Source organism: Chryseobacterium artocarpi (assembly GCF_001684975.1).
In the GTDB taxonomy this organism is placed as follows: domain Bacteria; phylum Bacteroidota; class Bacteroidia; order Flavobacteriales; family Weeksellaceae; genus Chryseobacterium; species Chryseobacterium artocarpi.
Map to the genome: position 1 here is coordinate 450,971 of NZ_MAYH01000034.1, position 15,124 is coordinate 466,094.

17 protein-coding genes and 1 riboswitch are annotated in these 15,124 nt (G+C 32.8%); all 17 genes read left to right on the forward strand.

What is annotated here, in order from left to right; all coding sequences use genetic code 11:
- Nucleotides 1–89 precede the first annotated feature (89 nt).
- Complete coding sequence (locus tag BBI01_RS13580) at nucleotides 90–851, forward strand: hypothetical protein (protein ID WP_065395204.1); 762 nt, start codon at nucleotides 90–92, stop codon at nucleotides 849–851.
- Between the two features lie 18 nt (nucleotides 852–869).
- A complete protein-coding gene (locus BBI01_RS13585) occupies nucleotides 870–1,589 on the forward strand; it encodes a phosphodiester glycosidase family protein (RefSeq protein WP_065395205.1) in 720 nt (239 codons plus the stop codon).
- 80 nt (nucleotides 1,590–1,669) lie between these two features.
- Nucleotides 1,670–2,224, forward strand: a complete 555-nt coding sequence (locus BBI01_RS13590) for a dihydrofolate reductase family protein (RefSeq protein ID WP_065395206.1) — start codon at nucleotides 1,670–1,672, stop codon at nucleotides 2,222–2,224.
- Nucleotides 2,221–2,595: a VOC family protein gene (locus tag BBI01_RS13595; RefSeq protein ID WP_065395207.1), complete on the forward strand. Its 375-nt coding sequence runs from the start codon at nucleotides 2,221–2,223 to the stop codon at nucleotides 2,593–2,595. The genes BBI01_RS13590 and BBI01_RS13595 overlap by 4 nt, the downstream gene beginning before the upstream one ends.
- Nucleotides 2,596–2,713: 118 nt before the next feature.
- Nucleotides 2,714–4,324: a serine hydrolase gene (locus tag BBI01_RS13600; protein ID WP_065395208.1), complete on the forward strand. Its 1,611-nt coding sequence runs from the start codon at nucleotides 2,714–2,716 to the stop codon at nucleotides 4,322–4,324.
- 126 nt (nucleotides 4,325–4,450) lie between these two features.
- Entirely contained in the window at nucleotides 4,451–4,954 is a 504-nt protein-coding gene (locus tag BBI01_RS13605) for a DinB family protein (RefSeq protein ID WP_065395209.1), read from the forward strand.
- A 155-nt stretch (nucleotides 4,955–5,109) separates the two neighbouring features.
- A complete protein-coding gene (locus BBI01_RS13610) occupies nucleotides 5,110–6,168 on the forward strand; it encodes a hypothetical protein (protein WP_065395210.1) in 1,059 nt (352 codons plus the stop codon).
- Between the two features lie 333 nt (nucleotides 6,169–6,501).
- Entirely contained in the window at nucleotides 6,502–7,209 is a 708-nt protein-coding gene (locus BBI01_RS13615) for a gliding motility protein GldB-related protein (protein WP_228394008.1), read from the forward strand.
- Between the two features lie 405 nt (nucleotides 7,210–7,614).
- Nucleotides 7,615–8,607: a dienelactone hydrolase family protein gene (locus tag BBI01_RS13620; protein ID WP_065395211.1), complete on the forward strand. Its 993-nt coding sequence runs from the start codon at nucleotides 7,615–7,617 to the stop codon at nucleotides 8,605–8,607.
- 75 nt (nucleotides 8,608–8,682) lie between these two features.
- A complete protein-coding gene (gene blaCHM / locus BBI01_RS13625; protein ID WP_065395212.1) occupies nucleotides 8,683–9,441 on the forward strand; it encodes a CHM family subclass B1 metallo-beta-lactamase in 759 nt (252 codons plus the stop codon).
- A 176-nt stretch (nucleotides 9,442–9,617) separates the two neighbouring features.
- Complete coding sequence (locus BBI01_RS13630; protein ID WP_065395213.1) at nucleotides 9,618–10,397, forward strand: alpha/beta fold hydrolase; 780 nt, start codon at nucleotides 9,618–9,620, stop codon at nucleotides 10,395–10,397.
- A 25-nt stretch (nucleotides 10,398–10,422) separates the two neighbouring features.
- Entirely contained in the window at nucleotides 10,423–10,773 is a 351-nt protein-coding gene (locus BBI01_RS13635) for a DUF2200 domain-containing protein (protein ID WP_065395214.1), read from the forward strand.
- A 37-nt stretch (nucleotides 10,774–10,810) separates the two neighbouring features.
- Nucleotides 10,811–11,476, forward strand: coding sequence for a DUF4272 domain-containing protein (locus tag BBI01_RS13640; protein ID WP_065395215.1), 666 nt, complete (start codon nucleotides 10,811–10,813; stop codon nucleotides 11,474–11,476).
- A 52-nt stretch (nucleotides 11,477–11,528) separates the two neighbouring features.
- Nucleotides 11,529–12,488, forward strand: coding sequence for a DUF2157 domain-containing protein (locus BBI01_RS13645; RefSeq protein ID WP_065395216.1), 960 nt, complete (start codon nucleotides 11,529–11,531; stop codon nucleotides 12,486–12,488).
- Nucleotides 12,478–13,545, forward strand: a complete 1,068-nt coding sequence (locus BBI01_RS13650) for a DUF4401 domain-containing protein (protein WP_065395217.1) — start codon at nucleotides 12,478–12,480, stop codon at nucleotides 13,543–13,545. The genes BBI01_RS13645 and BBI01_RS13650 overlap by 11 nt, the downstream gene beginning before the upstream one ends.
- Nucleotides 13,532–14,020, forward strand: a complete 489-nt coding sequence (locus tag BBI01_RS13655) for a GDYXXLXY domain-containing protein (RefSeq protein ID WP_065395218.1) — start codon at nucleotides 13,532–13,534, stop codon at nucleotides 14,018–14,020. The genes BBI01_RS13650 and BBI01_RS13655 overlap by 14 nt, the downstream gene beginning before the upstream one ends.
- Before the next feature lie 193 nt (nucleotides 14,021–14,213).
- Nucleotides 14,214–14,339: riboswitch (FMN riboswitch) on the forward strand.
- A gap of 92 nt (nucleotides 14,340–14,431) precedes the next feature.
- Nucleotides 14,432–15,079, forward strand: a complete 648-nt coding sequence (gene ribB / locus BBI01_RS13660; RefSeq protein WP_065395219.1) for a 3,4-dihydroxy-2-butanone-4-phosphate synthase — start codon at nucleotides 14,432–14,434, stop codon at nucleotides 15,077–15,079.
- The last annotated feature ends 45 nt before the right edge of the window (nucleotides 15,080–15,124 follow it).

Sequence of the window (15,124 nt, forward strand, 5' to 3'; positions counted from 1 at the left end):
AAAAGAAAAAAATATTTAATTATAATTCCGAAGGAAATATATAATTTCTGGATCATATTTTACTTACTTTTATCATTCAATTTTCCACGATGAAACTCAGATTATTTTTTATTTCTTTTACTTTTTCAATTATAAAAATCCTTGCTACAGGGCAGGTGCCGGACAGAATCATTATCAACAATAAGGAATACAAATTATTAAATAATCCTCTCGAAAAATATTTTGATGAGCATCCGGATGAACATCCCGTTTATGGAAATAAAGACTTAAAAGAAGGAATAAATGAAGTAACAACGATAGGTACAAGCTCAAATCACCGAGGCTATATCGCAACATTTAAAATTGAAAATAATATCCTGAGTGTAGTAGATATTAAGATTCTAGATGTAAATTCAGATAAATACGAATATATTTCTGTTTTCAAAAAAACATTCGGTGACAAAAAAATAGAACTCAATTATTCTGGAGTGTTGATCATTCCACAAGGAAAATTGATTCAATCTGCAGATTTCGGTTACTCATCTTTATATGATAAATATCAGGTAATAACCGTTCAGCGCGATAAGATTGTAAAGGATAAAGAGCTGGATCAGGATGGTTTTATAAAATTTAAAGTTGATCAGTTTGAAGGCTATAAAAAGACTGAAAAGTATAAAGCCGATGTTAAAAAATATCTTGAAGACTGGAATGACAGTAAAAAATCGGATCTATCCAGAGAAAACACGCGTGGAATGTCGAAAAAAGAAATTGCTCAACTGAAAAAAAGTTATGAAACGCCACCCAATGACGAATATATTGATAATTTTCTTTTCGTAATTGAAAACCTGGATGATATTATAGTGGATTACTAAATATATATTCTATTTCATATGTTTAAAATACATGCTTTTCTCCTCACTCTCCTACTCGTTCTCTGCACAGGCTGTAAAGAAAAAATAAAACATGATGATCATTTTGTAGTCTATCAGGTAAATCCTAAAACACAAAACATAAAATTCTACTGGAAAAATAATAGAAATGAAACTCTGAAAAGTATCGAACATTTAAAAAATGAAGTAGAATCCGGCAATGAAAAATTAATATTTGCAATGAACGGAGGAATGTTTGAACCGGACAATTCCCCAAAAGGACTTTATATTGAAAATTTTAAACTCCTCAAATCAATAGATACACTCAACGGTTCTGGAAATTTCTATCTGCCTCCCAATGGAGTTTTTTATATCACCAAAGACAACCAGGCTGGAATTATAGAAACCCCAAAATACAGACAAAATACAATAATCAGATATGCTACCCAATCCGGTCCGATGCTGCTTATCAATGGTAAAATAAATCCAATATTTAAAGAAGAGTCTAAAAATCTGAATATCAGAAACGGTGTCGGAATTTCAGAAAATGGAGACGTTATTTTCGCAATGTCGAAAAAAGAAATTAATTTTTACAGTCTTGCTCAACTCTTCAAAGAAATGGGCTGTAAAAATGCTTTATATCTTGATGGATTTGTTTCAAGAACTTATCTTCCTGAAAAAAAATGGATTCAGAAAGATGGAAACTTTGCTGTGATCATAGGAATTGCAGCACCTCAATAAATTCTTTTTTCCACCATAAAATATTCTTAACTTTCTTCAGAGTTTTAGATACAAATTAACTTCATCACTTACTATTAAACATGAAAAAAATCATATTAGATCTTGCAACCACCCTAGATGGATTTATTGAAGGACCCAACGGAGAAATTGATTGGTGTATTATGGATGATGATATGAATTTTGATGGTTTTATATCCGAAATTGATACTATTTTCTATGGAAGAGTAAGCTATGATGCATGGGGAAATTATGAACCTGCTGAAAATGCAGCTCCAGAAGAAGTGGAATTCTGGAAAACCATTCATGCAAAGAAGAAATTTGTATTTTCAAGCCAAAACCGGAAAGATGAGAAGGCAACATTCATCCATTCCGAGCTTGTGGAAAAAGTTTCGGAAATCAAAAAGCAAGGTGGAAAAGATATCTGGTTGTATGGCGGAGCAGGTCTTATCAAAACTTTTATAGATCATAATCTGATTGATGTTTACAGAATATCTGTACATCCGGTTGTCTTAGGAAGTGGCAAACCTCTTTTTGAAGATTTAAAAGAAAGGTTAAATTTAAAACTGGTTGAAACAAATGTATTCAAATCCGGCGTTGTACAACTTATTTATCAACCAATTATTCCCCAGAAATGAATATAAAATTTGATTCCATTATCCTCTACGTGCAAAATATCAATGTATTGAAACATTTTTATGTTGAAAATTTTAACTTAAAAGTACTTGAAGAAGATAATGTATGGGTTCTGATGAATACAGGATCTATAAATATTGGTCTTCATAAAATCGGAGAACAATATCTTGAAAAAATGGCAGAAGGACATCAGTTTGACAACAATACAAAGCTTGTTTTTCAAATAGATACAGATATTGAATCAGCAAGAAATGAATTACTTTCAAAAAATGTTCAGATGAGAGAAATCAAAACTTTTGAGAGGTATGATTTCTGGTTATGTGACGGGATAGATCCGGAAGGAAATGTTTTTCAGCTTAAATGTAAAAAGTAGATAATGATCTATCTTAAATCAACAGCCAATGAATAAAAAAAGATCGGCTGAATGGTTAAATTGTATTAAACAGATGTAATAGACCTTCTCTTACAACTGTCTTATCATAAAAAAATACATGAAATCTATTTTAGCATGCCTTATTTTACTGCTGGCAGCGCAACCTGTCTTTTCACAAAAAGCTAAACAGCTGGAACAATTATTCAATGCTTATGACAAAATGGGCGGCTTCAGCGGATCTGTTCTTGTCGCAGAAAAAGGAAAAATTATCTTCGAGAAAAGTTACGGCTACAGAAACGGTCCTAAAAAAGAGAAAAATACAAACAACAGTCTTTATCGTGTTTTCTCCACCACCAAAATGTTTACAGCAACTGTTATTCTGAAACTGGAAGAAGAAGGAAAGTTATCTTTAAATGATAAACTGTCCAAATATTACCCTAATTTTCCTAAGGGAGACAACATTACCATTGCCAATCTTCTTTCTCATACCTCCGGAATTCCCGATGAAACCTCCTCAGAAAATACAGTAAATGAAGAAATACTGATGAAATTTCTTTCTTCAAAGCCATTAGATTTCTCACCGGGAACCCAATGGAGCTATTCCAATTCCGGATATTATATTCTTGGGCATATCATAAAAAAAGTAACGGGAACAGACTATGATAAGGCTATTGAAAATTACATTCTCAAGCCTTTACAGATGAATAACAGCGGTTTCCATTTCAATGAAGTTACTGATGAGAATAAAGCTTGGGGATATGAGTTTTTATCCGATAAAATGTCCAACGAAGCTTTACGTTTCAAAACAGATCACCCTTTTGCGGCAGGAGCTATGTACTCTACCGTTGGCGATATTTTTAAATTTAACGAAGCTTTTAAAAACTATAAAATACTGAAAAAAGAAACTGTTGAAAAAATGATTACTCCTTACCTTAATGATCATTATGGATTCGGTTGTGATACTTCGATCATAAATGGTAAAAAAAGAATTGGACATGATGGTGGCGGACCTGGCTACCGAAGCAGATATTACAGAATTCCTGAGGATGATATTTGTGTCATTGTACAATCAAACTACAATTTATCATTCACAGAGATGATTGTTCCACAAATCGAAGATATACTCTACAACAGACCTTATAGCCTTCCTACCACCAAAAATATTAATCTAAAAGAACTGAAAAAGCTGGAAGGAGCTTACATCGCTGAAGGCACAAAATATTATATCAATATCATAGATGGACAGATTATTTTAAATGGAGGAAATTATGCAAGACTTCCTTTACTTCCGATTACGAATACAAAACTTCAGTTTAGTGAAAAGTTCACTTTTACATTTCAGCCTGATAAAACAGGAAAAATTGAAAATATTACCATTCATTTCTTTGATGGCAGTATAAAGACAGGTAAAAAAACAAATGCGACTCCTGTGTGGGGAATTATCGGGAATGCTACTCCTGCCGGATGGGGAGAAACCGATATTCCGTTACAGACAGATTCCCAAAAACCGAATATTTATTTTCTTAAAAATTATAAAATGAAAAAAGGTGGGTTCAAATTCAGATGTGATAATCGTTGGGGCTACAATTTTGGTTTAAATAATGATGGTAAAAGCATTGCCATTGAAGCTTACAATTTCCAGATAGAAGAAGATGGTATGTATGATATTATATTTGACATGACCAATAAAATGATCCCTCAATACAGCATAAAAAAATCTGTCCTATAAAATTTTATACTAAAAAATTAAAAACCGTTCTTTTCGAACGGTTTTTTGATTTGAAACATTGGGTCAATATTTTTCTTACTTTTATATAATCCAAAATCACCATTGAAATCAATACATATTAATATTATGAGCCTAAAAACATTAATCACTAAAACTGTTCAGTACAATAACTGGGTTGTGAACAAATACATTGACTGGTTATCCACAAAATCCGATGAACAGCTCAATCAGGAAACAATTTCCAGTTTCCCGACTATTTTAATCACTCTGCATCATATCTGGCAGACACAAGAATACTGGTGGAGTCATATTTCCGAAAATAATGACTTTGATTTTGCAAAAACAACAGCAGAGACAAGTAAAGAAGAAGTTTTCAGAAACATCAAAAACAATTCACAAAAATTGGTGGATTATGTGGAAAGTTTATCCGAAGAAGAACTTTCAAAAAACGTCAAGATTGAATCACAATGGTTTCAATGTGATTTCTCAAAATATGAATACATCCAGCATGTAATTCTTCACGGAACTTATCACAGAGGACAAATTGTAACGATGGGAAGAAATGTAGGAATTACCGACGCACCGATGACAGATTTCAACTATTGGAATATTTATAAGGACAAAGAATAGGATCTAAAAAGAATTTCGTTCAATATAGATCATTAAGGCTGCAAAAAATATTATCAATCGCTTTACTTAAAATTACTTTGAATATATCTTAGAAAAAAATATTTATTTCCTTCCCTATTTATTTTTTTTCGCATATTTTCGTTCAAAAATCAACCATGAAAAAAATCTTAAAGTTCTTAAAGTACTTCGTACTTTTTGTTGTTACTGCTATCTTACTCTCAATCCTCTACGTATTCATCAGCAATAAAGTTTTTATAGGAGGTAAAGATGCCGCATTTGCAGATTACCTAAGTAAAAATAATGAACAACTCAAGGGTAAAATTGACGGTAAATTATTTGATAGTGATTTTTACAATTCTCAGGTTATACTTTTAGGTGAAGTTCATGGATATGCCGACAATCAAAAGCTGGATCAGTATTTTCTGAAATTTTTAAATCAAAAGGCAGGAATCAGATATTATATTGCTGAAATGGACAGTATAAATTCCCGTAAGCTTAATCTTTTTCTTCATGGTAACACAAAGGATCAGAATCTGCTTAAAGAAGTGGTAGTTGCTATTCAGAAAAGAATTCCTCAGCAGTCCAGTAAAGAATTATTGGAAAAATGGAATGACATTTATGATTACAATCAGACATTAAAAGATTCTTTAAAAATATCAGTGATTGGCGTTGACACAGATTTCAATGACAATTCCCGCAAGATCTCCAGAGATTCGGCAATGATTGTTAATTTTAAAAACTTAGTAAAAAAACTAAATATTGGAAACGAAAAATTTTATGGACTTTTCGGGTTTTATCATGTTCTTCAGCATACTATAAAGAAAGATGGAAAACCTTTTGCGGAAAGACTTAAAAATTCAGGATTTAAAACTTCAAGTATTATAAGCTATACTTTAGACAGTGAAATGTATCTTCCGAAAAATCCACAGTTCCCTACTCCTGAGGATCAGAAAATAGACTGGATCAATGCTGACGGACCATTTATGCTGGTAAAAGGAATTAATGATTTCAAAGAATTAGCACAGCCGAACTCCATGACATTATTCAAGTTAAATTCTAAAGATTCGCCGTATCAAAATTCAGATAAACTGATTTCTATTAAATCCAGAATGTTTGGAGAAAGTTTTACACCACAAGAGAAAACCAACACCCTGGATTATTTTCAATATATGGTATTATTGAAGAATTCAAAGGCATTAACACCAATACAATAGTCATTTTACACTTGCATAATATTTTAATGAAAAAAAATTATTCCGTTTTTAATACCACTGATCATTCTTTCCTGCTCAGCAAGAAAAACCAATTCTTCTGTTGATAAAAATTTTGATTACAGCAGACTAGAAAAGGTTCCTGACAGTGTGAAAGTTGAAAATATTGTTATTAAAAATCTTTTCAAGCATCAGTTGCTTGCCAATAGAAACAAGCAATAAGACTCTACAAGGATTGTTAAAAATGTTTATCTGTCTCATAAAAAATTATGGGATAGCTGCTATGGGGTAATTTTCGGTGATGAAAATGCTCATCTTTTCAACAATCCTAAAGGTATGATCACATGGAATAAAAGTCTGTATGAAAAAAATAAACAGAATTTTGAAAATAAAGCGAATACCATTTTAAGTATTGATCTTAAAAAACAGCTTAAACAAACCCTGACTAAATTCAACAAACTGGTTCCCTATAAGCCTACAGCAAAAATAAGCCTGATCTTTACCCCTATCACAGGAATTATTTTCGGAGGATGTAATAATGAACAATTTGCTTTGGAACTGAATTATAAAGGTGCCGATCTCCTGTATACAATTGAAAAAGGACTTCCTCATGAACTGAATCATATGGTTTATGAACATTTCAGGAATGCTGACCCCAACAGAAATACAGCTCTGAATCAAACCATTGATGAAGGATTTGCATGTTATTTTACATATGTATTCTTTGACAGAAAAATTCCGAAATATGAAACGGTCAGTATTTCTCAACACGATTGGGATTGGTTCATCAAGAATGAAAAAAAACTTTATACTGAATTAAAACCTTACTTTTCTGATACTTCAGGAAAAAATCCATTGCTTCAGAATGATAAGATAAAATTATTTCCTGATGCTCCGAAGAACATTAATTACTGGATAGGATTCAGAATCATCGAAAAGTATGTTGAAAAAAATGGTCCCCATTCCTGGAAAGATGTCTATCAATTATCCGTGAGAGATCTTTTGGAAAAAAGCAACTATGAAAAATTTATAGACAGTTTATAGTTATCCACAATTTCTAAAGTAAATAAAATCGTCATCAAAACCTATATTCCCCTCTTCCGGAGGGGTTTTTCATTGGTATCCGTTCCTAATTGTTCAAAAGTATGTGGATAACTTTTCCACACTGCTCTCACTATTATCAACAAAATGTGGATAACTTTTTAAGCATATCAAAAAACAGCAATCAAAGAACTAATAATCAAAAGATTAAACACTTTTACTTATTCACAGTAGTTTTTCAACAAATAAAAACCAATGTGAATAATTGATTGTGGATAACTTTTTTAATCGATTTTTTTTATACTTACTCACCAATACAATCTTTTAACAATGTATATTTTGTTTTTTTCGTAAGTTAGTTCTACAAAAAAGTTTAACCATTCCTACTCTTCTGCTAATAAAAATGAGATGAAAAAATTATTATTCGGGGTTTTATTATTTATTTTTCAATGGAGTTTTTCACAGAACTTACCTTCTTATGAAAATTTTAAGCATTACTCAATTCTTAAAAAAAACGACACCATTAATTACTATGTTTATTCGCCCGAAAAGATCAGTAATACAACTGGAATACTTTTATTCATACATGGATCCGGAGCTTTCCCGATGTTTAATATTACCAAGGAAAATAAATCGGTGTCTGTAGTTTCCACGATTCCTTTTGATCTCGAAAAGCTACCAAAAGATTATGTTTTCATTGTTGTATCCAAAAAATGTGTTCCCTTTGCAACAATCAATCAAGAATATCACCCCTCAAAATGTTTTTATGAAAACGAATCTCTTGATTACAGAGTTTGGCAATATGATAATGTTATCAATGATCTCAATAAAAAAATAAAGACTCCTAAAAATACAGTAGCAATTGGACATTCAGAAGGAAGTGATGTCGTTGCAAAACTGGGAACAGTGAACAAAAATCTTACTCATATTGGGTTTTGGTCAGGAAGCGGGAACAGTCAATACAATGATTTTGCACTCATGATCAGGAAAGAAGTAAGCGAAGGGAAGATTGATGAAAATCTTGCCGCCAAAAAATTAGACAGTCTTTATGAAAAATTGAGTGATATAGAAGCTCATCCTAATGATATTCATAAATTCTGGCAGGGGAATACTTACAAAAGATGGCACCAATTTTCGGAACCAGCTGTTGAGAATTTATTGAAAATAAACGTTCCTATTTTCGTTGTTATTGGAACCAAAGATCAGGCAGTACCTATTGAATCATCACTTGTAATTCGGTCTGAATTTATCCGAAAACATAAAAACAATCTTACATTCAGAATATACCCTGATTATGATCACGGATTTGAAACAGTTCCCAAAGATCCTAATGAAGAACCGCAGGACAAATGGATGGATGTTTTTAAAGAATTTATGAATTGGGTTGAAAAAAATAATTAAACACCAATCTTTATTTGTAGAATTTAATTAATTTAATCTACTGAAAATCAATTAAAAAAAGTTATCAATCTACAAATGATCGTATTCATTAAAAATATATTCATCATTTTATTTTCTCTTAGCATAATGAGTTGCAGTACTCAGCGTAAGGAAAATTTTAAGGCAAAAGAAATTTACAAGTCTGAAACCTTAATTATTACTCAGATTTCAGAGAACTCTTATATTCATACTTCTTTTAAACAAACCAATGATTTTGGGAACGTTCCCTGCAACGGGCTTATTGTTAAAAATAATCACGAGACCATTGTTTTTGATACTCCTACCAATAATCAAAGCTCGGAAGAACTAATTCATTGGATCACTGAAAATCTTCATTCTAAAATAAATGCTGTTATTCCCACTCATTTTCATGATGACAGCTTGGGAGGATTACAGGTTTTTCACAACAAAAAAATTCCTTCTTACGCCTATTCTGAAACTATTTCTTTAGCAAAAGAAAATAATTTCGTGGTTCCTGAGAACAGTTTTAATGATTCTATCGTTTTAAAAGTGGGCAATGAAAAAATTATCGCTAGATTTTTCGGGGAAGGTCATACAAAAGATAATAGTATAGGTTATTTCCCAAGTGAGAATATTCTTTTCGGGGGATGTCTTTTAAAAGAACTTGAAGCTACCAAAGGTTACCTTGGTGATGCCAACGTTTCAGCGTGGTCTACAACTGTGGAAAAAATAAGAAAAGAGTACCCGCATGTAGAAATTGTAGTTCCGGGACATGGAGAGTATGGAAATAAAGGATTGCTTGATTATACTATAGAATTATTCAAAACTCAATAAAATTAATATCATTCTACTGAATATAAAAAGACATAATTTTCATTTTAGAATAATTTAATTCTTCTTTTTTTCTGATAAAAACAAGGATTACGGCAAGATATTCTCCGTTTTCCAAAGGCTTTTTGTAATTTAGTTTCTTTTAAACCCAATTCAACCCCATCATAAAATAAATTTCTATGGAAAAATATGCAGTCTCATCGGATGGACAGAAGATTCATTATAAGGAATCCGGAAATGGAAATACAGCAATCATAATGATACATGGCTGGCTTGGCAATGCCGAATGGTGGGCAGACCAGCAAAATTATTTTAAAAATGATTATCGTGTGATACAAATGGATCTTGCCGGACACGGAAAGTCTGATTCCACGCGAAAAGACTGGACAAGTGCTTTGTATGCAGATGATATTAAAGCAGTTGCAGAAGCTGTAGATGCTCCGAAAAATATTCTGGTGGGACATTCCATGTCAGGAGCTTATGTTCTTGAAGCATCATTGAAAATTCCAAACATGAAAGCCCTTGTTTTGGTAGATACATTAAAGGATCTTGATGAGTCTTTTACAGAAGAGCAGGCAGAAGAAATCATGTTCACTCACTATCGTAGGGATTTTAAATATGCTGTAGAAAATTTTCTTCCTCAATATCTTTTTGCAGAGCAAACACCGAACGCTGTAAAGGAAAGATTGCAGCATGAGTTTCTTCAAAATGATTCGGAAAAGGCGATCAATGTACTCAAACCTTTATATGCAACAGATTTTAAAAGAATTGCAGAACAGGTTCAGATCCCGGTAATAGCTATTAATTCTGACGCATCACCCACCAGCCTTGAAAATAACCGTAAGTATTTAAAAGACTACGATTATGTAACAATCAAAGGTGTGGGACATTACCCAATGCTTGAGAAGCCTGAAGAATTCAATGTGATCCTTGACGGAGTTTTGAAAAAATTAATCTAAAAATCTCAATTCACGACTGCAAATCATGCAAAACACGAAGATATTTACCACCGCTTTTGCAAGTGTTTATCCACATTATGTTCAGAAAGCAGAAAAGAAAGAACGAACCAAACAGGAAGTAGATGAAATTATCTGCTGGCTCACCGGATATGATGAAAAGAGCTTGCAAGACCAACTGGATAAAAGAACTGATTTTAAAACTTTTTTTGAACAGGCTCCTCAAATGAATCCCAATGCATCATTGATCAAAGGCATGATCTGTGGTTATCGTGTAGAAGAAATAGAGGATGAACTGATGAGAAATATCAGATATCTGGATAAAATGATCGATGAGCTGGCGAAAGGAAAAAAAATGGAAAAAATTTTGAGGGAATAGTTTTTTACGATCATAATTAAACTTTAAATTTACTATCATGTCTGATTTATTTAATAACGAAAATCTTACCAGAAAAGAGAGGACAGAAGAAATTTTGAAAAAAGAAGGAATTAAAATAAATTTCAATCTTCCTCATATCGAATCTGAAGAAGAAACGACTTTAAGAACCCCAAAGGAAATAGCAGCACGTGTGGCTATTCTTGCTATAACCAATTTTGTCGCTTTCAATACTATAGATTCGGAAACAGCTTCGGATTATCTTCTTGATTATAACCTTTGGGAATATGTAACGCCCGATGAAAGGGAGTTTATTGCGAATCCTACGGAAGAAAAAAAGTTTCAGGAAACCTGGAAATGTGAATGCATATGGATTTTGATGTGGGCTTTAAAAATCGTAGACACCCTTCCGTTCCCAGATACGCTATGTGATCTGAACAATATTCCTTTTGAAAAATATCCTGTAGGAGGCGACAGAGATCCGAATGATTTCATTAATGCAAAACATGAGATTCGGTCCAAATCTGAAATCCTTGATGCCAATGATCTATATTACAGATACGACTGGGCTTGTGTGGATGCGAGAATAAATAACAGGGAAATAACACAGATACACCCCGGAATTGTATACGAAAGACATTATGCCCTTAACTGGCTGATCAATTATATGGATCAGGATTGGGATGATATTTCCTGTGACACATAATCAGATTTAGTATAGAAATGATAAAAAAACACAATAGACATTACAATATTAAATGAAAAAATTACAACGAGAAGACATTCAGATCTTGAGTCAATACAGTGACTTGTCTGAGAAAGATGTCAGTGAAATTCTTAACCAGAATATTTACAATCAAAAACCAGCTTGGGAAAAATTCTTAAAGCTGATTTTTATAAGCCTTGGTATAGGTTTTACTGTATCCGGGATTATTTTCTTTTTTGCCTACAACTGGGCAGAATTACCAAAGTTTGCAAAAATCGGATTAACGGAAGCATTAGTTATAGCAACTACCGTCTTAGCTTTATTTCTGAAAATCAATAATAATATCCGGAACATTATTCTTACCGGAGCATCTGCGCTTGTAGGAGTTTTATTTGCTGTATTTGGGCAGATTTATCAAACAGGAGCCAATGCCTATGATTTCTTTCTGGCATGGACTATTTTTATCACTCTTTGGGTAATTGTAGCAGAGTTTGCTCCTTTATGGCTTATGTTTATTGCCCTGCTGAATACAACACTGGTTTTATATTCTCAACAAGTCGTTAAAGATTGGGACGGGGCAATTGTCACGACTTTGCTTTTTGTTTTGAATACGGTGGTTCTTATTGGTTCACTTCTTCTTTCACATTATAAAAAGTCTGTTCAGGTTCCGAACTGGTTTTCCAATATTTTGTCATTAGCAATTGTCTGCATAGCAACTTTTGGGGTGTCCTTAGGAATTATAGACAGACACACTTCTTCATCATTTTTTATTTTAAGTGTTCTCAGCATTATCACATATGCATTGGGAATCTGGTATGGGCTGAGAACTAAAAACAGTTTTTATTTTGCCATTATTCCTTTCAGTATTGTGTTTATTATTTGTTCAGCAATATTTAGAGTGGCAGAAAATGAAGGAACATACCTTGTCGTTTCTTTACTTGTGATTGTAAGCATTACTCTTATCATTAAAAACCTGATGAACCTTCAAAAAAAATGGAAAAATGAGAAATAAAGAAGATATAAAAAATCTGATGAATGAGCTTCAGACAGGAAGTCATAAAGAGATTCGTTTTGATGAAGAAGCCATTTTTGCAGCTTACGAAGAAAAAAATACGAACCATCAATCATTATCCATTAAAATATTATCCATTTTTGGTGGGCTGCTAGCCTGTATTACGTTCCTGGCATTCATGTTCGCAACCAACATGTTTGAATCGGAGACAGGAATGGTAATAACCGGGCTTATCTGTATTACAGGATCTTCTCTTGTCAGCAGATTATCCAGAAAAACAATTATGGATACCTTGAGTGTCACTTTTTTCATCACCGGATTTGCATTGCTTGCTTTTGGTTTATCTAAGGATGAGAACAGTATTTACATCTCTTTCAGTATTCTGGCATTATGTACAATATTCTTTGTACAGAGCTACATACTTTCTTTTATCTCAATATTGATTATAAATGGATGCATCGTAACATTTGCAATAAGCAACGATCTTAATACCTTGTTACATATCATTATTGCTATTCAGGCACTGTTTATTACATTCCTATTTTTACAGGAAGCAAAAATAATTACTGCCAACAAAATATTTTCAAAGCTTTACGACCCTATCCGAACGGGAATGATGTTTTCATTTATTTTTACTTTGGCTACTTTAGGAATAAATCTTATCAGAAATATTGATATTTCTTTTAACTGGATTCCTTCTGCTATTATCGTTCTGACAATTCTGTATGTAGTCTCACTTTTATTTAAAAAACTAGAAATTACTAATACACCCAATAAGGTTATTATCTACATTTCAACTGTTTCAATGTTATTACCTACTTTATTAACTCCTACCATAGCGGGAGCGATTCTTATTCTTCTGTTAAGTTTTTTTGTTAATTACAAGACAGGATTCGTACTGGCGATCATTGCTCTTATTTACTTTATTGGTAAATTCTACTATGATCTACATTTTACTTTGTTGACAAAATCCATAATTCTGTTTGTTTCCGGAGTTATCTTTTTAGCAATTTATTTCTTCACTCACAAAAAACTGACAGAAAATGAAAAAATATAAATGGATCATCATACTTTTAAATTTAGTACTGCTACTTGTATACTTCAATTATTCCGTAGCAGAAAAAGAGACTTTATTAAAAGAAGGACAGCCAATTTTATTAAAGCTTGCCCCCGTTGATCCCCGATCACTCATGCAGGGTGATTACATGAATCTGAGATATGATATTTCAAATAATATTAACGCTGAACAAATACCAAAACGAGGCTATTGTGTGGTAACGCTTGATCCGAAAGGTATTGCCCAATTCGTGCGTTTTCAAAAAGATCCAACTCCATTAAAAACCGGAGAACACCTTATCAAATATACTTCTCCCAACTCGTGGAATATCAATATTGGCGCAGAATCTTTCTTTTTTCAGGAAGGACATGCAGAAAAATATAGCAATGCTAAATATGGTGGAATAAAAACAGATAAAGACGGAAACAGCCTATTGATAGGATTGTATGATGAACAATTAAAACAAATTAAATAAATAGTTAAAATTTATTTCACTAAAATTCAAAACCTATACTGTTATCAATAGTATAGGTTTTCTTTATTTATTCATAAAAAACATTCAAGAAGCTTCGCCATTTCAAAAAACTTCCCGAAATTAGCAGCCTGTGCATTAAATTTATTCAATGAAATAAAAATTTAAATCAAAACATACAGTAAAACTTAGTATAAGTTTTCTTCGGGGCGGGGTGAAATTCCCTACCGGCGGTTACAGTCCGCGACTCCTTTCTTTTGAAGGGACTGATTTGGTGAAATTCCAAAACCGACAGTTAAAGTCTGGATGGGAGAAGAAAATGAGACGAACAGTAAGATTCCTTATGGGCTCTTATTGTGGCGTATTTCATTTCCATGTACCGAAGACTATTTTAACTTTTAAAAGTAAAATAACATGGAAAAATTATTAGAACAATTCGGAGTAACCTCCAAAGAACGTGTAGAAAAAGCACTTTCAACTTTACAACAAGGAAAAGGTATTCTTTTAGTAGATGACGAAAACCGTGAAAACGAAGGCGATATCATCTTTCCCGCTTCCACTATTACAGAACAGGACATGGCACTTTTGATCCGCGAATGCAGCGGCATCGTTTGTTTATGTATTTCCGAGGAAAAAAGTAAGCATCTGAACTTACGTCCGATGGTGGAAAACAACAATTCAAAAAACCAAACAGCATTTACCATCTCTATTGAAGCTAAAGAAGGTGTAGAATCAGGAGTTTCAGCAAAAGATCGTGTCACTACAATCAGAACGGCTGTAGCAGCAAATGCTCAGGCAGAACATATTGCAAGCCCAGGACACGTTTTCCCTTTAATCGCGAAGAAAGAAGGAGTCTTTGAAAGACGCGGACATACTGAAGGCAGTGTAGATCTTGTAAAAATGGCAAATCTGGGTGACGATGCTGTTCTATGTGAACTGACTAATGAAGACGGTTCTATGGCAAGACTTCCGGAAATCGTGGATTTTGCCATCAAAAAAGGAATGAGCGTTGTTACTATTGAAGATATTTATGCGTACCGCAAAATGATTATGAGTAACTAGACATACAACAATTTAATGCACAGAAAAACCGCCTGATAAAAACTT

Excerpts from the sequence above, each read along its gene's own strand:
- BBI01_RS13620 (WP_065395211.1), top strand. The coding sequence starts at position 7,615 with ATGAAAAAATTATTATTCGGGGTTTTATTATTTATTTTTCAATGGAGT.
- BBI01_RS13590 (WP_065395206.1), top strand. The coding sequence starts at position 1,670 with ATGAAAAAAATCATATTAGATCTTGCAACCACCCTAGATGGATTTATT.
- BBI01_RS13650 (WP_065395217.1), top strand. The coding sequence starts at position 12,478 with ATGAGAAATAAAGAAGATATAAAAAATCTGATGAATGAGCTTCAGACA.
- BBI01_RS13595 (WP_065395207.1), top strand. The coding sequence starts at position 2,221 with ATGAATATAAAATTTGATTCCATTATCCTCTACGTGCAAAATATCAAT.
- BBI01_RS13615 (WP_228394008.1), top strand. The coding sequence starts at position 6,502 with ATGATCACATGGAATAAAAGTCTGTATGAAAAAAATAAACAGAATTTT.
- BBI01_RS13600 (WP_065395208.1), top strand. The coding sequence starts at position 2,714 with ATGAAATCTATTTTAGCATGCCTTATTTTACTGCTGGCAGCGCAACCT.
- BBI01_RS13635 (WP_065395214.1), top strand. The coding sequence starts at position 10,423 with ATGCAAAACACGAAGATATTTACCACCGCTTTTGCAAGTGTTTATCCA.
- BBI01_RS13605 (WP_065395209.1), top strand. The coding sequence starts at position 4,451 with ATGAGCCTAAAAACATTAATCACTAAAACTGTTCAGTACAATAACTGG.
- BBI01_RS13610 (WP_065395210.1), top strand. The coding sequence starts at position 5,110 with ATGAAAAAAATCTTAAAGTTCTTAAAGTACTTCGTACTTTTTGTTGTT.
- BBI01_RS13630 (WP_065395213.1), top strand. The coding sequence starts at position 9,618 with ATGGAAAAATATGCAGTCTCATCGGATGGACAGAAGATTCATTATAAG.
- BBI01_RS13655 (WP_065395218.1), top strand. The coding sequence starts at position 13,532 with ATGAAAAAATATAAATGGATCATCATACTTTTAAATTTAGTACTGCTA.
- blaCHM (WP_065395212.1), top strand. The coding sequence starts at position 8,683 with ATGATCGTATTCATTAAAAATATATTCATCATTTTATTTTCTCTTAGC.
- ribB (WP_065395219.1), top strand. The coding sequence starts at position 14,432 with ATGGAAAAATTATTAGAACAATTCGGAGTAACCTCCAAAGAACGTGTA.
- BBI01_RS13645 (WP_065395216.1), top strand. The coding sequence starts at position 11,529 with ATGAAAAAATTACAACGAGAAGACATTCAGATCTTGAGTCAATACAGT.
- BBI01_RS13640 (WP_065395215.1), top strand. The coding sequence starts at position 10,811 with ATGTCTGATTTATTTAATAACGAAAATCTTACCAGAAAAGAGAGGACA.
- BBI01_RS13580 (WP_065395204.1), top strand. The coding sequence starts at position 90 with ATGAAACTCAGATTATTTTTTATTTCTTTTACTTTTTCAATTATAAAA.
- BBI01_RS13585 (WP_065395205.1), top strand. The coding sequence starts at position 870 with ATGTTTAAAATACATGCTTTTCTCCTCACTCTCCTACTCGTTCTCTGC.